This window comes from Clostridium cellulovorans 743B, from assembly GCF_000145275.1.
GTDB lineage: Bacteria > Bacillota > Clostridia > Clostridiales > Clostridiaceae > Clostridium_K > Clostridium_K cellulovorans.
On sequence record NC_014393.1, the window covers coordinates 4,998,008 to 5,019,073 of the forward strand.

At 30.9% G+C, this 21,066-nt stretch carries 21 protein-coding genes; 3 read left to right on the forward strand and 18 right to left on the reverse strand.

Features of this window, described 5'->3' with window-relative positions; all coding sequences use genetic code 11:
- Positions 1-10 precede the first annotated feature (10 nt).
- The 6 genes from fabG to CLOCEL_RS20700 are packed head-to-tail and all read right to left on the reverse strand — an operon-like array spanning position 11 to position 4,445.
- Positions 11-751, reverse strand: coding sequence for a 3-oxoacyl-[acyl-carrier-protein] reductase (gene fabG / locus CLOCEL_RS20675; RefSeq protein ID WP_010074154.1), 741 nt, complete (start codon positions 749-751; stop codon positions 11-13).
- A gap of 11 nt (positions 752-762) precedes the next feature.
- Positions 763-1,698 carry an ACP S-malonyltransferase gene (gene fabD / locus CLOCEL_RS20680; RefSeq protein ID WP_010074155.1) on the reverse strand — a complete coding sequence of 312 codons (936 nt, stop codon included), beginning with the start codon at positions 1,696-1,698 and terminating at the stop codon, positions 763-765.
- A gap of 51 nt (positions 1,699-1,749) precedes the next feature.
- Entirely contained in the window at positions 1,750-2,691 is a 942-nt protein-coding gene (fabK, locus tag CLOCEL_RS20685) for an enoyl-[acyl-carrier-protein] reductase FabK (RefSeq protein WP_010074156.1), read from the reverse strand.
- 52 nt (positions 2,692-2,743) lie between these two features.
- Positions 2,744-2,968 carry an acyl carrier protein gene (gene acpP, locus CLOCEL_RS20690; protein ID WP_010074157.1) on the reverse strand — a complete coding sequence of 75 codons (225 nt, stop codon included), beginning with the start codon at positions 2,966-2,968 and terminating at the stop codon, positions 2,744-2,746.
- 34 nt (positions 2,969-3,002) lie between these two features.
- The gene (locus CLOCEL_RS20695; RefSeq protein WP_010074158.1) at positions 3,003-3,980 is read right to left on the reverse strand and encodes a beta-ketoacyl-ACP synthase III; all 978 of its coding nucleotides are present in this window, start codon (positions 3,978-3,980) and stop codon (positions 3,003-3,005) included.
- Positions 3,981-3,983: 3 nt separating this feature from the next.
- Positions 3,984-4,445 carry a MarR family winged helix-turn-helix transcriptional regulator gene (locus CLOCEL_RS20700; protein ID WP_010074159.1) on the reverse strand — a complete coding sequence of 154 codons (462 nt, stop codon included), beginning with the start codon at positions 4,443-4,445 and terminating at the stop codon, positions 3,984-3,986.
- A 137-nt stretch (positions 4,446-4,582) separates the two neighbouring features.
- Between CLOCEL_RS20700 and CLOCEL_RS20705 the strand changes: the two genes are divergently transcribed.
- The gene (locus CLOCEL_RS20705; RefSeq protein ID WP_010074160.1) at positions 4,583-5,386 is read left to right on the forward strand and encodes a biotin--[acetyl-CoA-carboxylase] ligase; all 804 of its coding nucleotides are present in this window, start codon (positions 4,583-4,585) and stop codon (positions 5,384-5,386) included.
- Positions 5,387-5,508: 122 nt separating this feature from the next.
- On the opposite strand, the gene CLOCEL_RS20710 is transcribed toward CLOCEL_RS20705, so the two are convergent.
- The 8 genes from CLOCEL_RS20710 to CLOCEL_RS20745 form a co-directional block, all read right to left on the reverse strand.
- Positions 5,509-6,579 (reverse strand): NAD(P)H-dependent flavin oxidoreductase, encoded by a 1,071-nt coding sequence (locus tag CLOCEL_RS20710; RefSeq protein WP_010074161.1) that lies wholly within the window; start codon positions 6,577-6,579, stop codon positions 5,509-5,511.
- 243 nt (positions 6,580-6,822) lie between these two features.
- Positions 6,823-7,323, reverse strand: coding sequence for a nitroreductase family protein (locus tag CLOCEL_RS20715; RefSeq protein ID WP_010074162.1), 501 nt, complete (start codon positions 7,321-7,323; stop codon positions 6,823-6,825).
- Positions 7,324-7,452: 129 nt separating this feature from the next.
- Positions 7,453-8,598, reverse strand: coding sequence for a metallophosphoesterase (locus tag CLOCEL_RS20720; RefSeq protein ID WP_010074163.1), 1,146 nt, complete (start codon positions 8,596-8,598; stop codon positions 7,453-7,455).
- Positions 8,599-8,752: 154 nt separating this feature from the next.
- The gene (locus tag CLOCEL_RS20725) at positions 8,753-9,415 is read right to left on the reverse strand and encodes an ABC transporter ATP-binding protein (protein ID WP_010074164.1); all 663 of its coding nucleotides are present in this window, start codon (positions 9,413-9,415) and stop codon (positions 8,753-8,755) included.
- Positions 9,372-10,175: an ABC transporter permease gene (locus tag CLOCEL_RS20730; RefSeq protein ID WP_010074165.1), complete on the reverse strand. Its 804-nt coding sequence runs from the start codon at positions 10,173-10,175 to the stop codon at positions 9,372-9,374. Before CLOCEL_RS20730 ends, CLOCEL_RS20725 begins: the two co-directional genes overlap by 44 nt.
- Positions 10,153-11,154, reverse strand: a complete 1,002-nt coding sequence (locus CLOCEL_RS20735) for an ABC transporter substrate-binding protein (RefSeq protein WP_010074166.1) — start codon at positions 11,152-11,154, stop codon at positions 10,153-10,155. Before CLOCEL_RS20735 ends, CLOCEL_RS20730 begins: the two co-directional genes overlap by 23 nt.
- Before the next feature lie 290 nt (positions 11,155-11,444).
- Entirely contained in the window at positions 11,445-12,032 is a 588-nt protein-coding gene (rbr, locus tag CLOCEL_RS20740; protein ID WP_010074167.1) for a rubrerythrin, read from the reverse strand.
- 123 nt (positions 12,033-12,155) lie between these two features.
- Positions 12,156-12,542 (reverse strand): desulfoferrodoxin, encoded by a 387-nt coding sequence (locus tag CLOCEL_RS20745; RefSeq protein ID WP_010074168.1) that lies wholly within the window; start codon positions 12,540-12,542, stop codon positions 12,156-12,158.
- A 496-nt stretch (positions 12,543-13,038) separates the two neighbouring features.
- On the opposite strand from CLOCEL_RS20745, the gene CLOCEL_RS20750 reads away from it, so the two are divergent.
- Positions 13,039-13,692 (forward strand): hypothetical protein, encoded by a 654-nt coding sequence (locus tag CLOCEL_RS20750; RefSeq protein ID WP_010074169.1) that lies wholly within the window; start codon positions 13,039-13,041, stop codon positions 13,690-13,692.
- Positions 13,693-13,930: 238 nt separating this feature from the next.
- On the opposite strand, the gene CLOCEL_RS20755 is transcribed toward CLOCEL_RS20750, so the two are convergent.
- The 4 genes from CLOCEL_RS20755 to CLOCEL_RS20770 all read right to left on the reverse strand — a co-directional run bounded on the left by CLOCEL_RS20755 (position 13,931) and on the right by CLOCEL_RS20770 (position 19,730).
- Positions 13,931-14,797, reverse strand: coding sequence for a GNAT family N-acetyltransferase (locus CLOCEL_RS20755; RefSeq protein ID WP_010074171.1), 867 nt, complete (start codon positions 14,795-14,797; stop codon positions 13,931-13,933).
- Positions 14,798-14,872: 75 nt separating this feature from the next.
- Entirely contained in the window at positions 14,873-15,643 is a 771-nt protein-coding gene (locus tag CLOCEL_RS20760) for a DUF2087 domain-containing protein (protein WP_010074172.1), read from the reverse strand.
- Between the two features lie 410 nt (positions 15,644-16,053).
- Positions 16,054-18,657, reverse strand: coding sequence for a cation-translocating P-type ATPase (locus CLOCEL_RS20765; protein ID WP_010074175.1), 2,604 nt, complete (start codon positions 18,655-18,657; stop codon positions 16,054-16,056).
- 449 nt (positions 18,658-19,106) lie between these two features.
- Positions 19,107-19,730 carry a PH domain-containing protein gene (locus tag CLOCEL_RS20770; protein WP_010074176.1) on the reverse strand — a complete coding sequence of 208 codons (624 nt, stop codon included), beginning with the start codon at positions 19,728-19,730 and terminating at the stop codon, positions 19,107-19,109.
- Between the two features lie 552 nt (positions 19,731-20,282).
- Here CLOCEL_RS20770 and CLOCEL_RS20775 point away from each other — a divergent pair.
- Positions 20,283-21,050, forward strand: a complete 768-nt coding sequence (locus tag CLOCEL_RS20775; RefSeq protein ID WP_010074177.1) for an alpha/beta fold hydrolase — start codon at positions 20,283-20,285, stop codon at positions 21,048-21,050.
- The last annotated feature ends 16 nt before the right edge of the window (positions 21,051-21,066 follow it).

A 21,066-nucleotide genomic window follows, 5' to 3' on the forward strand; every position in this document is an offset into this window, starting at 1 on the left:
ATTCACCTCTCTATATGACCATTCCGCCATCAACATTAATGACTTGACCTGTAATATAATCCGATGACTTTGATGCTAAGAAAGCCACTAGTTCAGCTACATCCTCAGGCTCTCCTAATCTTTTTAATGGTATGGAATTTTTAGTTTCTTCTTTTATCTTTTCCGATAATTCTTCTGTCATATCTGTCACTATATATCCTGGGGCTACAGCATTTACATTTATGCCTCTGCTACCAAGTTCTTTAGCTAAAGACTTTGTCATTCCAATTATTCCAGCCTTTGATGCTGAATAATTTACTTGACCTGCATTTCCTACAATACCTACTACAGAAGAAATATTTATTATTTTCCCGTATTTCTGCTTTATCATAACTGAAGTTACATGTTTTGAACAATTGAAGGTTCCCTTAAGATTTACTTCAATAACCTTATCGAAATCCTCTTCTTTCATTCTCATGATCAATCCATCCTTTGTTATTCCTGCATTATTAACAAGAATATCTATTTTGCCAAAGGCATCTTTTGCTGCAAGGATAAGTTTTTTAGCCTCTTCATCTTTGCTTATATCACCTTGAACTAAAAGAATTTTAACACCTAGAGCTTCTAACTCAGTTTTAAGTTTTTCTGCTTCCTCAGTATTACTTCTATAATTAACCACTACATTAGCACCAGAAGTAGCAAGTTTTGTAGCAATAGCTCTTCCTATTCCTCTAGTTGCTCCTGTAACAATTGCACATTGTCCAGCTAACATATTTTTCCTCCCTACGACTCCTTTATAAAAGCAATTGCCTTATTTAAGGTATCCATATTTTCTATATTCAAAATATCAACATCTTTACTAATCTTCTTTACAAATCCACTTAATGTTTTTCCTGGTCCAACTTCAATAAAAGTATCCACACCAACAGCTATCATATTGCTAATTATATTGCTAAACAATACTGAACTCATTACTTGATCTCTAAGAGATGCAAGAATATTTGAATCCTCCTTATATGTATCACCAGTAACATTTGAATAAGTAGGCTTACTTAAGGTTTTTATGTCTATATTTTTAAGTTCCTGTTCTAGCTTCACTGCTGCTGGTTCTAACAAAGAACAATGGAATGGAGCGCTAACAGGAAGTTTCTTGCCTCTACCACCCTTTTCAATAGCTAATTCTACAGCTTTATCTACTGCAGCATTAACTCCAGCAACTACTACCTGTCCTGGACAATTAAAATTAGCACCTTGAACTAGTCCAACGGTTGAAGCTTCTTTACAGATTTCAATAACTTCCTCATCCTTAAGCTTTATAATCGCTGCCATACCACCTATTCCAACAGGCACAGCTTCCTGCATGAATCTTCCTCTTTTTTTCACTAGAGGTACTACTTCTTCAAACTTCATAGCTCCCCCATAAATTAAAGCTGAATATTCTCCAAGACTTAATCCTGCTGATACCTCTGCTTTTATACCATTTTCCTCTAAAGCTTTGAGTACAGCCATATTTACTGTAACTATTGCAGGTTGAGTATTCTCTGTATTATTCAAATCTTCTACAGGTCCATTAAAGCAAATTTCTGATATCTTAAAGCCTAAAACTTTATCTGCTTCCTCAAAAACGTCCCTACAACTCGGTATATTTTCATATAAGTCTTTACCCATTCCAACATACTGAGCACCTTGACCTGCGAATAAAAATGCTATTTTCCTCATAGTTTCTACCTCTACTCTATTCTTATTATCCTGCTATAAAATATAAGATAATTAAAGAATTTTTATATCTGAGAACTTACTTATAATTAAATCTGCCTCTTTTAAAATTTCTTCAATAATTTCTTTTGAACTCTGTTCTTTCTTAACCAACCCTGTGATTTGACCAGCCATAACTGATCCAAACTCAACATCTCCATCTCTTGCAGCTTTAGCAAGTGCACCAGTTCCAGCCTTTTCTATATCCTCTTTTGTTGCACCCTCTTTTTCCAATACCAGAAGTTTTCTTGAAAGTTTATTCCTTACAACTCTTACAGGATGCCCTGTTACCCTTCCAGTAACATCTGTATCTATATCCTTTGCTTTTAAAACCATATTTTTATAATTCTCATGAACAGTACATTCCTTTGCTACTAAGAATCTAGTGCCTATCTGTACCCCTTCAGCGCCTAACATCATAGCTGCCGAAAATCCTCTTCCATCACCAATTCCTCCAGCTGCAATAACTGGTATTGAAACAGCATCTACTACTTGTGGTACAAGGGCCATAGTCGTTAACTGACCTATGTGACCGCCTGATTCCATACCTTCTGCAATTATTGCATCTGCTCCAGCATTCTCCATTCTTTTAGCTAATGCTACAGAGGCTACAACTGGGATTACCTTCACTCCATGACTTTTCCACATCTCCATATACTTTCCTGGACTCCCTGCTCCAGTTGTAACTACCTTTACACCTTCTTCACAGATAAGTTTAGCTACATCATCTGCATTTGGCGCCATAAGCATCACATTTACTCCAAAAGGCTTATTTGTATTCGCTTTAGCCTTCCTTACTTCTTCTCTTATCCATTCAATAGGTGCTGCTCCTGTTATGATGCCTAATCCCCCTGCCTCACTTACAGAGACTGCTAAAGATGCATCAGCGATCCACGCCATGCCTCCTTGTATTATTGGATGTTTAATATTTAGAATTTCCGTTATTCTTGACCTCATAATTATAATTCTCCCTATTAAATAGATCAGATAAGATATCTGACCTAGATTTTTAATTTTCTATTTTTGATTCAACATATTCCACTGCATCATTAACTGTTTTAATACTTTCTGCTTCTTCAAGCTGAATATTATATGCCTCTTCTATTTCGATTATTACCTGAAATAAATCTAAAGAATCAGCTCCTAATTCTTCGAATGTAGTTTCAAGTGTTATACGATCCTCGTCCACACCTAATTGATCACATATTATTTCCTTAATCTTTTCAAATACCATTTCCATTTCCTCCATTTATCATAATTTTATTTTTTTACCATTCAATAAGCGCAGCACCGTATGTAAGACCTCCACCAAAGCCCACTAAAATAATTTTATCGCCTTTTTTTATCCTACCTACTCTAACAGCTTCATCTAATGCTATTGGAATAGTAGCAGCAGACGTATTTGCATACTTATCTAAATTTATATAGAAATGTTCAATTGGAATATCCATCTTTTTACTTACATATTGAATTATTCTATAATTTGCCTGATGAGGAATAATACATTTAATATTACAAAGATCTTCTTTAGTTTCTAAAAGTATTTTTTCAACTGCTGTTACCATTGCTTTAGTTGCAAACTTAAAAACTTCTCGACCATTCATAGCAATGTAGTTGTATTTAGAGTTATCAACTTTTTCATCTAGAAAAGGATTTTTTACTTCTTTAGCTCCTATCTCTAGATTCTCTCCTTTGTCTCCCTCAGACATTGTATATATACCTTTAACTCCCCTATTTTCACTAGCCTTCATAATTACTGCACCAGCACCATCACCAAACAATACTGCTGTGGCTCTATCTTCCCAATTAATCGCTTTTGATAAAACTTCAGCACCGATAACTAATACTGTCTTGTGTTGTCCTGTTTTTATCATTGAATTAGCTATACTTACGCCATATAAAAAACCTGAACAAGCAGCACTTACATCAAATGCTGTAGCGTTATAAGCTTCAATTTTCTTTTGTACAATACAAGCAGTAGAAGGTGTATACATATCTGGGGTTACAGTAGCAACTATTATTAAGTCTATATCAGTAGCCACCACATTTGCAGCTTCCATAGCTTTTATCGCTGCCTTAACTGATAAATCTGAAGTATCCTCACCTTGAGATACTCTTCTTTCGCTTATCCCTGATCTGCTTTGTATCCATTCATCATTAGTATCCATGATTTTAGACAAATCATCATTTGATACTATCTTTTCTGGTACGTAAGACCCTGTCCCAATAATTTCTGAAGTTATCATATTTTACTCCTTGCCATTATGTAAATCATATTTCTTTCTAAAATAATTATTTATTTTTTCTAGAGCAGTCACTAATACTTTTTCTTCTTCTTCATCGATACCCTCTATAGTTTCTCTTATCATATCCATATGAAACTTCTGATGTACTCTATAAGCAAGCTTTCCTCTTTTGGTAAGCTGAATCATTACTACTCTTCTGTCTTCTTCTATTCTATTTCTACATACGTAACCTTTCTTAATAAGCTTGTTTATTGCAGTTGTCAATGTACCTACTGTAATCCTTAAATCTGCTGCCACTTCTGACATAGTCCTAGGTTGATACATCCCAATAGCTTCAATAGTATGAATTTCCGTTACAGAAAGATCAGAAAATGTGCCTTGCTGTAATGCGCTTTGTTCGATTTCTAGAACATCATTGAACAATTCAACTATAAGTTTATTTAGAAAATGTTCATTATCTTTCAACCTGTTCAACTCCTTCAAGCTTCTTCCTTTGAAAAATACTTTGAAATTCAAAGTACTTGTTTTGATAATCAAAATATACTATAATCAAAATATATTGTCAATAAAATTTTAAAATTTTACCATTGGAGGTATGCTTCTTGGAAAGAAAATTATCCTATGTATCAACCCTTGAAAACTTAAATACCTGCTGCTTTGGAAAAACTTTTCTATACCTACCTACAATAGACTCCACTAATATAAAAGCTAAAGAATTAGCTAATCAAGATCAATCTAAATATCCAAATGGATTCTTAATTATAAGTGAAGAACAAACTAATGGCAAAGGTCGTTTAGGAAGGACTTGGCATTCTCCTAGTGGATGTGGCTTATGGTTTTCCTTAATTCTAAGACCTAATATAAACCTTGTAGACATACCAAAGATAACTCTAATTTCTGCCGTTGCACTTTGTGATTCATTAAAAAATTCTGGAGTAGATTCTCAAATTAAATGGCCAAATGACATATTAATTAATAATAAAAAAATTGCTGGAATATTAACGGAAATGAGTAGCCTAAATAGCATTGTCAATTTTGTAATTTTAGGCATAGGTCTAAATGTAAATACGAAAGCTTCTCAATTTCCTTTAGAATTGAAAGAAACAGCATCTTCATTATTCATTGAATATGGCAATAATTTCGATAAATCTAAGATTCTTGCAGACTTCTTGTATATATTTGAAGATTTATGGTTTAAATTTTTAACAAATGGTTCATTCGATCATATACTAGCGAAATATAAAGAAACTTCTACTGTGTTACATAAAAAAGTTAAAATCATTAATGCTGGTAAAGAATCTCTTGTTTTCGTAAAAGATATAACTGAAGATGGCTCCTTACTAGTAGTAACAGCAGATGGAGATGAAAAACTTATAATCTCCGGAGAAGTATCTTTACGACTATAAAGTTAACTCTCAATGCTTATATACCTAACTATAATAAATAATAATTATTTCAATTTATGTATACGCAATGCAAAATTGAGGATAACAGCTATAAAGCCTTTATCCTCATGCAAATCATATTATTAATTAACAGCTTCTAACTCAAGTGTTAATTCATTAATTAATTCTTTAACTGTAACAATTTTATCCATCCTATATCCATTGCTACCTGTAAAAAGGAGCCCTCCTGTAACATTTCCCTGTACTGATTCTATCAGAGCTTTTGAAATACAATATATTGTATCAGCAGGATTACATTTCTTTAAACAGCTAAAACACTTTGTTACTTTAATCTTATCTTTACTTACAATATCAATAAATTCATTTCTTATAGCTCTACCTGGAAGACCAACTGGACTCTTAATAAGCTGAATATCTTCCTTTGAGCATTTTATGTATGCATTTTTATATTCAATATCTGCATCGCATTCCTCTGTGCAAATAAACCTAGTTGCCATTTGTACTCCTGAAGCACCTAGTTTTAAAAATTTTGCAATATCTTGCCCCGTGTATATACCACCAGCAACTATAATAGGAATCTCAACTCCATCTTCTTGAAATGCTTTAAGTTCTTCTTTTACATCCTTAAAAATTGTCTCTAAATCATCATTTGTATGTTCTTGTAGTTCATCCATTTTAAACCCTAAATGCCCACCAGCCTCAGGACCTTCAATTACTATAAAATCAGGAAGATACGAATATTTATCTTTCCATACCTTCGTAATAATCTTAGCAGCTTTTCCAGATGATACTATAGGTGCTATCTTTGTTTCGCTTCCTTCAACTAACTTTGGTAAATGGCTTGGAAGTCCCGCACCTGAGATGATTACATCTGCCTTTTCCTCAACAGCAACCTTAACTAAATCATCATAATTATTGGTAGCTACCATTACATTTACTCCAATAATACCTTCAGGAGATAACTGTCTGGCTTTTCTTAATTCAGCTCTTAACGCTCTAATGTTAGCTTCCTTTGCATTATTAATAAAATCTGGTTCTCTATATCCTACCTGAGCCGCAGAAATAATACCAATTCCACCTTCATTTGCTACTGCCGCAGCAAGTCCTGATAAAGAAACACCTACCCCCATTCCACCTTGGATTATAGGTATCTTAGCTTGTAATTTACCAATATTTAAAGTCTTGATTTCCACAGATCCACCTCTAATTCTTCAACAAAAACTTCTACAATTAAACATTTTGATAATCAAAGAATTAGACAAGAAAGGTTCTATTACTAAATATTTTGACAATCAAATTATGTTATTGCAAAAGTTTCACGTTGAAATATTTTGATATTCAAATTATATGTTTATTTTTTATTCTTGTCAACAATGGAAAAATCTTAGAAACAAGATTTACTAAACTAAAAACCTCGTCTCTAAGATTTTCTTTTGTTACCACCTATTATTGTGAATTCTAGTTTTATCGAATCTATCTTGTACATCCTTTTCTTCATCAGGATATCCTACAGGAATTATAGATAGTGGTATAACATTAGAAGGTAAATTAAGAATATTCTTGACAGCCTCTGATCTTTCATTATCAGGGTAAACACCTAACCACACAGCCCCTAACCCTGTAGCTTGTGCAGCAAGCAAAATATTTTGCGTTGCAGCAGAGCAATCCAAAACCCAATTTCCTTTAAATCTTTCCTTTGATATATCTCCACAAACAACAATTGCTACATCTGTACTTAAAAGCATTTTTGCATACGGATGGATCTTGGTTATTTCTTCCATAACACTCTTATCTCTTAATACTATAAATTCCCATGGTTGCTCATTCCCAGCAGAAGGAGCTGCCATTGCTGCTCTTAAAAGGTTATCCACCTCTTCATTACTTACACTTTTGTCAGTATATTTTCTTATACTTCTTCTTTGTAATATATTTTCCATACCTTTCCTCCTGATTGATTGTAATTAATTCTCTTCATTTAAATTATATTTCTACATAAAATTTATATAACTTAGTCAAACTCAATTTGCATTTTTATTGAAGTGATTATAACTATTTTTCTATTCTACCTATTGAATCTTTAAATTTACTATTTCACTTCTGCTACCTATCCTTATAGGTGGTCCCCAAGTACCGTATCCACTTGATACTACTGTATCTAGTTTTCCTTTTTTCATATGCCCATAATCTATTTCAAACATCTTATTAGTAATAATATTTGCTGGTGCAATTTGACCTCTATGAGTATGTCCTGAAAGATGTAAATCAGCCCCTATATCTTCACTATCCTTAATAGAGCTAGGAGTATGATCGATTACTATTTTGTATTTCCCTTTATCTATATTTTCAACAATTTCATTTAAATCTTTTCTTTTACCAGCAACTCTCTCTATGCTAATATCGTCTCTTCCAATAATATAAAACCTATCATCAACAAGTACCGCTTCATCTCTTAGTACCTTAACACCATTGTTACTTAATTCTTCTTCTATTTTTTCGTAATCGCCCATCATAATATCATGATTTCCAAGAGCCACGTAAGTTCCATACTTAGATTTCAAACTTGAAAATTCTTTTGCCATCTTCTTTTCAATAAAAGGTGTTATATCTGTATCCACTATATCACCAGCTATAATTACAATATCTGCATCTAATTGGTTTATCTCTTCAACCATCCTTATTAGTCTATCATTACCTATCAACGTACCTAAATGGATATCTGATACTAATGCAATGTTTAATGGTTCCGTCAGAGTAGTTTCTTCTTTAGCAATAATTATTTCATTTACATAGGATACCTTAGCATTCCTAGTACCAACAAACAACATTAAGGTAAAAACTATTATGGACAGTATCGTTCCTACAAATCTAAGATACTGATTTTTAATTTTCAACTTTGAACTTATATGAAAATTTTTCAGTAAAACAACAATTATGTTAATAACTAAAAATATAACTAAAGTTTCTAATATATATATTACCCAATAGAAACCTATTAAATTCAAAGCCAAATCTACTTTATCTGGCAAAAGTTTAGGTGAAACTATAGCAAGAATAAATGATATAGCTAAGAGTGAAAATATACTCCAAAACCAAACCTTTTTAATCTTGAAAATGCTACTTATTCCCTGAAGTATATTCCTACCAACACAATAATTTAGAAGCCCATATAACGCAGAAAAAATTATTAATACAGCTATTATACTTATCTTCATCCCTTTTTTAGTCCCCCTAATACATCTGTCTTTTACATTTTTTGATGTGCTTTCATCTTGTTACATAGTTTAAAGTCTGGCTAAGAAGTATATATATATATTTATTTTATCATAGTTAATTATATTTCAATATTGAAAAGTAAAAAATCCCTTCCTATATTAGTTCTAAGATCGAATACTTATGCTTTTGAAGATTTCCTAAGAAAGGTCCTTTTATTTCACCGTTTCTCATCACAAAAACTGCACCATTGAAAGCAATAGCTTCATCAATATCATGGGTAATAAAAATTAATGTTCTTTCATCTGTTTTTAAAATTTCTTTTATGTTACTTATAATTATATCCCTATTTTTTATATCCAAAGAATTAAAAGCCTCATCCATTACAACTAACTTACTTGGCACTGCAAATGCTCTTGCTATGTTTATCCTTTGTTTCATACCTCCACTTAGTTTTGAAGGATAATACTTCTTATACTCTGACATATTCACTAAGGATAAGTACTTATCAATTCTGTTACTAATCTCTTCGCTATTAAAAAACCTTTTTAGTACTAAATTTAAGTTTTCCTCAACTGTTAACCATGGTACTAATCTATGCTCTTGAAATATGTAACTTATCGTGTCTTCTTCTACTCCTGTGATTTCTCCTGATTGAAACTCAATAAGACCCGCAATTATATTAACTAGAGTTGTTTTACCGCATCCTGACTTTCCTAATATACAACTTATATCATTCTCTCTAAAATCTACAGACAAGTTCTCAAAAACAATTTTATCTCCAAAGCTTTTGTTTAGATTCCTTATTTTTATGGTCATTTTCCTCTCTCCACCTAAATAGCAATTTCGATATAAGTGTCTCAACACCTTGAAAAATTAGTCCTATTAGTGCAATAATCAAAATCCATGAAAATATTGCTGGAGTATTGAAGTTTACCTTTTCGATCTGTACCATAGCGCCTATCCCATATCTAGGTTGACCATGTACTTCTCCAGCAATAACAACTTTTAAAATTAATGAAATTGTGGAAGATAGTATTCCCACTAAGCTATAGGCTACAGTCGGTAAGTATATGTGCTTAAACTTTTCAAGCCTATTTACTCTATAGACGTTCAACATCTCTACTATATTCTTATCAATCCTTTCAATGGAACTTAATATAGTATCATATACTATAGGTAACGCAATAGCTACGCCAACTACTAAAGGTGCATTATCTTTATCTACCCAAATTAATGAAAGTACTACTAAAATCATAGTTGGCATAGATTTAGCTATTGCATTTAATGGAACCAAAAGATTCCTTATAGACATATTCATTAATGCTAATCCACCAAATATAACAGCTATAGCTAGTGCCAACCAAAAACTCACAACTGTTCTATATAATGTTGAGTATAGTGTTATACCAAAATCCTTATCTTCAATAATTTTCAGAAAATCTATTGCTACTATTCTTAAGGAAGGGAGGTAAATTTCATTATCTATTATTAATGAAGCTACTTCCCAAACACTCAAGAACACAATAATAGCTATTAACTTTTCTTTGTTGTTTTTAGTCCATATATATTTCTTCATCAGGCATCTGTCCACCTATAGTTTTTGCATCAAGCTCTGATAATATCTTGAAGTAGTTTTTATATTCTTCTACAGAATCCTTGATACCTGTATATTTTAGATTTGATCTTTCTAAAGATTTAATTAACACTTCTTTTTTTGCTGAAAGCCCTATATCTTCACAATACTGTCCAAACTCTTCCTTATTATTGTAGTCCCATTTTATACCTTCCTCGGTTTCTGATAAAAAACCTTCTATAAAATCTTTATGTTCTTTTAATAATTCACTTTTTACTATTATAGTTGCTTGTGGATATCCAAAAGTTGTATTAAATATTTTCATCCATTGCTCATTAAGACTAGCAATAACTTTAACTTGAGGTTTCGTAGCAATTAATCCTGTTAATGCTGGTTCTGGGATTATTGCCGTTGTCTCTTTACCTGTAGCTATTATTGGTATTATTTCATTTGGTGAATTAACATAGGAAAAATTCACTTCTGTTTGTCCATTAACTCCCATGTTTTTTAATAATCCTTGAGTAATAAGATCTGGAGTTAAGCCTTTTCCCATTGCGACTACAGTTTTGCCTTTGATATCCTCTAATTTTTTTAGTTCCTCAGTAGAAACTAAATAGAAGGAGCCTGTACCAGTTGTTCCCGCTATTTTATATTCTCCTTTAGTCTTATTATAAGCTGTAGCTGCAACATTAGATGGAACTATTGCTATATCAGGTTCTTTTTTTAGTACTGCCGTAACTAATGCATCGGAACTCTTTTCTACAGAATATTTTATGTCCATACTTTCATAGCCATCAACTTGAGTATTTTCTTTTATCAGCTTGGCCATAGCCATAGCAGGCAATCCATCAGGTGCAACAACATTGATTGTTACTTTATCCTTTGATACATCCTTTACTTCCGGCCTTGAACAAGCGGCTAAAAGTACTAAGCTTGCGGTTGTTAATAATAATGACATTAAGCTTTTCTTTATTATTTTCATCTTAACCTCCTATGATTCCTTAATATATTTATTTCAAATTTCACTTCTTTCTCTCATCGATCATTTTTTAATTATATGCTTTTCCATAAAAGATTTTTATAAACAAATTCAGTATTATTAATGAACCTAATATCTACTTACCAAATTGAGGCTTAATTTAAGAATAAAGCATATATTTCAACAGATACCCTTAAGTCTTACTAGCTGCTCTATTCATATATAATTATAATAAAAACTGTGAATAGTTTTACTATGCACAGTTTTAAACGTATCTTTATATTTTAGTCTTTCTAGAATTCATCTGAAAGAACTTCAAAATAACCTTGTGGATGAGCGCATGCTGGACATACTTTTGGTGCAGAATTTCCTACATGTATATAACCACAGTTTCCACATTTCCAAGAAACTTGATTTTCTTTATTGAAAACAGCATTATTCTCTATATTTGCAGCTAATTTTCTGTATCTAGCTTCATGATGTTTTTCAACTTCCGCTATTTTTCTAAAAGCTTCTGAAATAGCTGAGAACCCTTCTTCTTCAGCAACTTGAGCAAATTGTGGATATAAGTCTTCCCATTCTTCATTTTCCCCTGCAGCTGCAGCAAGTAAATTAGTTTTAGTATCACCAAGTGCTACTGGGAAAGAAGCACCATTGATTTCAACAGTTTCTCCATTTAAGCTTTCTTTTAAGAATTTAAAAAATATTTTTGCATGTTCCTTTTCGTTATCTGCAGTCTCAATAAATAGATTTGAAATCTGAACAAATCCTTCTTTCTTAGCTATTGATGAATAAAATGTATATCTGTTTCTTGCTTGTGATTCACCTGCAAAAGCCTTCATTAAGTTTTCAGCAGTTTTAGTTCCTTTTAAAGATTTCATATTTGGACCCCCATCCATTCTATGTTTTAGATATGTTTATAAATTTAACTTTAAATAGTAGCTTCAATCCTTTTTATAAAAATTAATTTATTCAAGAAGCAAGTTATTTTTATGAGTTTTTGCCTAATTTTGTGCTACCCAGTGACCATGAATATTACAATATTCTCTAGCTGTATACTCTAAGCTAGTATCACAAACTTTAAAACGCGCTTCTGGTTTTTCACCTGGTTTTAAATGTTTTCTATATACTTTATTTTCACAAATAAGTTCTATCCATTCTATATAATGTTTTTCTTCCATAGGATGTTCTACACTACCTACTTTAACTAATATTTCTCCATCTAACTTTTCTATAACTGGAATATGTTTTTCCCTTGCAGCATCCACTGTATTTTCTACTTGAAGTGTCATTGGCTTACCACAACAAACTATTTCTCCTTGACCAGCGTGGACTACCTCTATGATATTTCCACATACATTACATTTGAAAACTTGATTTAATTGAGCCATTTCCATACCTCCAATAATAAATATTTTACTAGCTTAATTATTCCTGTTAGAAGTGAATCACTTCCCAGTATACATAACTTGTAATTTTTCTTATGTATCTGCTTAAAGCTTATAAGTTTAAGCAATTATGTTAGTTACTTTTACTCCTTATATTAATTTACTGTTTATACACCATTATAATTTTTATCATAATGTAAAATCAACTAACAGGATAATGTAATTTAATTAAATTATATCATACTAATAGCAAACTGTAAATGATAATTGTTATCCTTAGAACTTTATTATCCTCTAAGAAATATTGTAGTTATTTTTTCTATTCGCTAACAACTAATTTACAATTTAGCTTCCCCAAATTAATTATTTGATATTCTACATAAATTAATGATTAATTGACTTTCATATACTTACATTAATTATCGAATTCCTCTATTTGTATACTTCTTTTATTGTTGAACAAACTATAATTATCATTCTAAAAAAGGAGCATACATCAATGAAAAAACTTACATTAAGACTATGTTCTACCCTAGTATTATTTATTACATTAGCAACACCACTTAAAGTATATGGTCACAAAAATCAATCTATGAAAGATATATTATTAACTAAGCCAGCAGTTGAACTTAAATTAGCTGAAAGAAAACTTTGGATTGATCATGTTTTCTGGACTAGAAGCTTGATACTTAGTGATTTATCTTCTATCCCTGATAAAGAGTCTGTTTTAGAGCGTTTATTGAGAAACCAAAATGATATTGGTGACTCGATAAAACCTTATTACGGGAAAGATGCTACAGATAAACTTTCAAAACTTTTAAGAGATCATATTATGATTGCAGTTCAAGTCGTTGACGCTGCTAAAGATAATAATAAAGAAGACTTAGATAAATATTCTAAATTATGGAGCAAAAATGCCGATGATATAGTTGATTTTTTATCTAGTTCAAATCCTCATTGGTCTAAATCAGATTTAAAAGAGATGCTATATAAACATTTAGAATTAACCACAAATGAAACTGTATCAATGATAAACAAAGATTGGAAAGCAGCAAATGCCACCTTTGATGAAGGAGAAAACCATATGATTAAATTTGCTGATATGCTTACAAACGGTATTGTAAAGCAATTCCCAGAAAAATTCGAAAAATAGTCCCCTCTTTTAATAATTACATCTATTCCCTATATTTAATTATTCGCCAAAAAGTGTCAATCTTTATTTAAACAGACTGACACTTTTTCATTGTCGATGTAGTGGATTATCACTTCATCATTAACATCTACTTTTATATTATCAAAAGCATAAATCTTTTTATCAGATGCTAGCACAATATCTACACTCTGTTCTTTATTTGATTTAAACTTAAACTTGCATGATTTTTCGTTATACCCTATTTAATTTTTATCCAATGGCTAAGTATAGATTCCTCTTTGAAACCTCTCTTTTTATACATGTTATACGCTATAGTATTTCTTTCTATCACAATTAACTTCACCTTTAGCACTTCTTTTTTATCTAAAAAATCTATTGCGGTTTCTAATAATTGCTTTCCAAAGCCTCTGCCTCTATATTTTTTGCAAAGCCCTATATCAAATGAGCCCTCTTTACCTATTATTCTGCAATTAAGAAAACCTATATTCTCCTTCTCATTTTGAACTAAAAAATAATAATTAAATCCATCACTACTGCTAATGTACCCATCGATATCTTCAATATAAGCAAAAGTTCCATGAGGCATATCACTGAAGGAATCATTAAAAACATTTAGATACTCTAATTTATTATCACTTGTTAGTAGCACCAATTCTAAACAACTATTCCTTTTTTCCTGTTTTTCTAAATACATATTTATCGCTGAGTAAGTTTTACTGTATCCTATGCTTTCTAGTACCTTTAATTTTTCCAAATTTCTTTCACCTAATAATATTTCTGATGCCCCATAAATATTACCAATAGAGATAGCATTATTAATCAACTTTTTAATCATACTAGCGTTATCTTCTAAATCTTCAATTACATCTAAATCATGAATATAAACAGTCCCCAATTCTTTAACAACCTCTAAAACAATCCCTATTTTAGCAACTACTTTTTCTTTGTGAAAATAAAAAATAGCACCTTTCCCATAGTCGTAAATCTTCTTTCGGAAAATATTGTCAACTTCATCAATACTTATATTTTTACCATTACTTCTAGCTATAAATTTACATATAAGTTTTTTTTCTTTACTATTTAAAATAGAATAATTCTTAATCATCTTCTCTTACCTATCTGAAAACAAAAGTAACCTATTGGTCAATATCTTCATACCTTTCTAGTAACAATATCTATACTATTCCTTTAACCAATACCTACTACAATCGTTAGCTCTCTCTATAAAACCATACTCAATCAATGCTCTCCTTATAGTTACATGATCTTCATATATTCTTTCTAAAATCTTATTCACTTCTTTTTCTGTGTAAGCTTTACCCCTAACAAAATTTTTGGCTATTTCCCTAAGCACAATTATTTTCTTTTTTGCCTTGGCTGGATAATTTTTCAAGGCACCATTCCCATTCATATATATCGCAATAGTTTCATTTATTTCTTTATCAGTTATGTTATACCTATCATCTACTATCGTCGCAGTTTTATGTGCATCAGTTATAACAGTATTCTCTAACTTACTTATCTTCTTATGTGTATTATTCGAAAGGAGCTCCATCATAGCTAAAAAAACCCTTGCTTGCTTTTCCTTTTCTCTAAGTTTATAACGGTGATTTCTAATAGTTGATTGAGCAACACCTAGCTTATCTGCAACTTCTTTATCCGATAACCCTTGAGTTAATAATAGAATCAATTCCCTTTGAACTTCAGAAATCCCTGTAAACACTGGATTCATCCTCAATAAATATTGAAGCATCGATTCATGGTTACTTTCTATATGAAGTTCTGTAGCTCTCTTAGAATCAAACAATTCTGATCCTATCCGGTATATTTGTCCTTTTCTAAAAGTTTCTTCGCAGATAATACATTTAAACGCCTCTGAACTTTCAATATATCCACTTTTTATTTCATCTACATTAGCAGACCAAAAGACTTCATTTGATTTTATCTCCATAACACTCACATCCTAATATTAATAATTATTTTTTAAGTTTATATATTTTTCTATACTTCCCACCCCTTTATTATAGTTAATATTTTCGTATTTGTCTATATATAAACAAACACTTTTTGTTTTTGTTTGCGCATTTGCCATGTTTTTGTTTTTTAGCAATATAAGAATTTCTCCTTCTAGCATCGGCTTCATATTTCCTATGATATTAAAGCAATTGCTATTCTTTTATATACCCTCTCATAGTTTTTTATCATATAACTTCCCTTCGATAAGTTATCATCAACAACTTCCACAAGTTATTTCCTGTAATAAAAAGATGTTCTCTTCTTGGTGACAACTGTCTATCCTGAAGAAAACATCTTTAAACTTATGAGATACTTTTTATATTTAATTATATATGTCTACAGTTATTACTTTCTAATAAAAATTAATTTATATAATTGGACTACAACAAGTGGCATAACAGATAATCCACATATATAACCATACTGAGTTAATGTTAACCTTGCGACTTCAAAGACTTGCATCAACGGATTTATCATCAAAACTGCTACCAAAAGCAAAAATCCAATAATTAAAGAAAACCATACGAACTGATTAGAAAAAACACCTATCCTAAATATAGATTCTTTCGATCTACAATTAAACCCATGAAATAATCTGGAAAGACATAAGGTTGAAAATGCCATTGTACTTGCTACTACGTTATCTCCAGTTGATAGTCCTATATGAAAAGCAATAATTGTTCCCAATGCTATTAAAAATCCTTCTAAAGCTACTTCTATAGCAAATTCTTTATTTAATATTGGAACGTTGATGTCCCTTGGTTTCTCTTTCATTATATTTTGATTGTGCGGCTCAAGTCCTATAGCTATAGCTGGTAAACTATCAGTAAGTAAATTAATAAATAGTAAGTGTACTGGAGCAAAAGGAACTGGTAAAGCTGTAAGCGAAGCATAAATTACAGATATTATTCCTGCGGTATTTCCTGATAATAAAAACTTAATTGAGTTTTTAATATTTGCATATATACTTCTTCCATTAGAAATTGCTTTAACTATGGTTGAAAAATTATCATCTGTCAGTACCATAGCTGCAGCATCTTTCGCAACTTCTGTACCTGTTATTCCCATAGCAATACCTATATCTGCTTGCTTTAAGGCAGGAGCATCATTGACTCCATCTCCAGTCATTGCAACTACATTACCTCTTTCTTGCCAGGCTCTTACAATCCTTATTTTATGTTCTGGCGATACTCTGGCATATACAGAAATTTCTGCAACCTTACTTTTTAATTCTTCATCGCTTATTTTTTCAAGTTCAAACCCTTCCATAGCTTCTGATTCATTCTTTAATATCCCTATTTGTTTAGCTATAGCTGATGCAGTTATCTTATGGTCTCCTGTTATCATTACTGGTTTAATTCCTGCACTTATACAATTAGCAACCGCATCCTTTGATTCTTCTCTTGGAGGGTCCATCATAGCTATCAAACCTATAAAACATAAATCTTTTTCATAATCAAGATTTATTGTCTCATTTTCTTCAACATCTTTACTTGCAAAAGCTAAAACCCTAAGTCCATCAGTAGAAAGTTGCCTATTTATATCTTCAATTTCTTTTTTATGCTCCTCAAGCAATGGTTTAACTCCATTGGCAGTCTCTATACTAGTTGATCTTGATAAAAGTACATCCAATGCACCCTTCGTAATCATCAAAGTCTTATCATCTATTTTATTAACAGTACTCATTAATTTTCTATCAGAATCAAAAGGGATTTCTGCAATCCTTGGATGTTCTTTCCTCACAACCAATTCATCTAAATTATATTCTTCACCTAAATTAACTAGCGCAACTTCCGTGGGATCTCCAATTTCTTTATTCTCAGTAGTTACAGCATCATTACATAAAAGAGCCATTATTACAAGTTTCTTTTCTATTTCTTTATGATATTGTAAATTATCATGGTTAATTATTCTATCATCAACAAAAACCTTTTTCACAGTCATTTTATTCTGTGTTAATGTTCCAGTTTTATCTGAACATATCACGGAAATACTTCCTAAACTCTCAACTGCATGTAGCTTTCTTACAATTGCATTTAGCTTAGCTAATTTTTGAGTACCAAGAGCTAGCACAATAGTAACAATAGAACTTAATGCCTCTGGTATAGCAGCTACTGCAAGGGCTACTGCAAACATAAAGGAATCGATTATAGGATAGCCTCTAAATATATCTAAAGCGAATATCACTGCAGATATAGCAATGATTGCTATTGCTAACTTTTTACCGAAGTTATCTAAGCTAACCTGTAATGGTGTTTTCTTCTCCTTTGTTGATTCAAGTAAATTTGCTATCTTACCTATTTCCGTTTTCATTCCAATATCAGTAACTAAAATCACACCTCTACCATAAGTAACAAAACTCCCTGAGAAGACCATATTTTTTCTATCACCAATAGTAATATTATCTTTATCTATAGTTTCAATTTCTTTATTTACACTTTCAGACTCCCCTGTTAATGAACTTTCATTAATCTGAAGGCTATAAGTCTCAATCACCCTTCCATCTGCACTAACGTAATCGCCTGCATCTAAATATAAAATATCTCCTACAAGAATCTCTCTTGATGGTATTTCTATTTTCACACCATTTCTAAGAACTTTTGCTGTAGGTGATGAAAGTGCTTTTAAACTATTTAAAGACTGCTCTGCCTTAATATGCTGAATTGTTCCAAGTATAGCATTAATCGTTACTACAATAAGAATTACAATTGTGCTTTCTAATTTACCTAAAAAAGCAGATATTGTAGCAGCAACCAAAAGAATAATTACTAAGAAATCTTTAAACTGATCAAAAAAAATCTGAATGGCACTCTTCTTTTTAGCCTCTTCTAGCTCATTGAAACCATACTTTCCTCGCTGTTTAAGTACTTCCTCATCATTTAACCCTCCATCACTAACGCCAAGTATATTCATTATTTCTTCTTTAGGTTTTCTATAGAATTCACTCATACAGTTATTCCCTCCTAAAATATAATTTCAATTTTAAAGTTTAAGTATAGGACACAATTACATCTAATTCTAATATTTAAGATTACTGGTAAAATAAAAGTTCCTAAATAAATTAAGTTGTACTTAATTGCCCTATGTAAATACTAAATATAAAGCTTTTAATACTTAATACTATTTTTCTAATAAACCTCTAATTTTATAGCATAAATTTTATGGTTATTATTAACATATTTGTATTAACGATATTTTAGTCCTTGTTTAAAAAAATACAAAAACACTAATTTTCACAAACTTAGTCCTAAATCTTATTTAGGATTAAATCTGGAAAACTAGTGTTATAAGTTTAATCACCATATACATATATTAATAAAGATAATTAACGCTATTTAAACCTATCAATATACTCTATTTAAATACATATTACAAATTAGCATATTAGAAATATCTATTTAGTTATTTATATACTTCTTAAAAGTCTCTGAAAAATCTCTATTATTATGAGTTTTTCTAAGATCAACCATCCAATTAAAATTAAAGTCTGTTAGATTTTTTACAACTTGTGCTGCATCTCCAGTTATTGAAGACCTACTTATAGCATCATTTGCCATCTTTAAACCTTCTGCACCATCTTGAACTCTTTGATAATTCATTCTTTGAATTCTACTTATTTCAAGCAAAGCCTTATATAGATCTTTTAGTATTTCCAATTGTTTCTTATCAACATCTATACTAAATGGCATTTCGTTAAAATGAAACTTTATTTCCACATCTGCATCTATTGTTCCTGCAGTTTCTAAAGTTACACCACTTACTGTCTCATAACAAAAGTCATGTCTCTTTACTGTTCTTTTCTTGCTCATAGCACTAGCGCCATCAACATGTAATAGTCCATAGTTTGTAAAGACATATTCATCTGATTTAGATTTTATTACGAAAAATATCTTTTCTCCATCTTCGTGCATGATGTAATCATCACCATCAACTTTGTCAAAATCACTAGGTGCGATTATTTTTCCTATGTCTGATAACCCTAAAGTATCCGAAGCTAGCTTTCCAAATAGATTTGCTGCCATATTAATCTCCTCCTGCAGTTAATCCTGCCATATAATAAATCCTATGATAATTAAACTTAATACATGTTTAATTTAGGTACTTTTATTATACTATAAACAGTATATTTTTATAATTACCATTTGCTTAAATATATAGTTCTTGCATACTATTTTAATTTAAATTTTACTTTTCTTTAAAATTCATCATATTCGACAAAGGATAATAAAGATTTTTGTCTAAATATACATTTATACGACTGTTCCTTTATACTGTTAGATTTTTATTCAATTATTTTATCATTATGAGATATACATTTTTTCTGTCTTTAAGTTTCTATTATTCTTGACGTTCTATATAATGAAAAAACGCCTTTAACCACAACAACAGTAAATACACTTACCACTTTATATCACCATTATATTACATATTATGAGTTAAAAACCAGTAATACTGGTGCATAAATGTAATAAGTTTCATAAACTGAGAAGGATTTTGATTTTTTTGAACGAATAGTAATATCAATGATTGGTTTAATTAACTAATCAACAAACTTGATGAAGGTGGTAATTGTATTGTTTGGAAAACTTGATGGTATTTATTATGAAAGATTAGGCAACCCAGATAGTGATAAAACTTTAGTTTTTGTTCACGGTGCTGGATGTAATAGTAAATTTCTAAAGCCTTTAGCTAAGAAATTAATAACTTACAATTGCTATTTAATTAACTTATCAAATCATTATAAATCAGATAAGAAAGATTGCTATACAGCTGAAGATTATGCAAATGAATTAACTAAATTTGTTTGTGATTTAGATAATGTTACGTTAATTGGTCATTCCTTAGGCGGGGTAATTTGTTTGGCGATAGCTTCAAAGTGTTTACCTCAGGTAAAGAGTATAGTATGTATAAGTTCTGGAGCAAAGTTTGATAAACTGGATAAAAAATTTGTAAAAAATCTGGAAAAAGGCAAATTAGATATGATCTATATGTTACGAGCCTTAGGTTCTCTAACAAAATTATCTACATATACAGCATTATTTCACATGGAGCCTAGAACTATAACGATTAATGATTTATTGCTTGCTCCAAAGATTGATATATTAGATAGTCTAAGTAAAATCAATGTTCCTACATTAATTTTAGCTGGAGCTGATGAGATTTTAATATTAGTAGAATACTCAGAAAAAGTACATGAAAGAGTTAAAAATTCAAAATTAGTGGTTGTTCCTCATGTAAGGCATATACTGCCAATAGCTAAGAAAGAATTAACGTCAAAGTTAATTGATGAATTTTTATTATCTCAAACCAATAATGAATTAAAACTTGTTAACGAGTTATAAAAAATCTACTATCAAA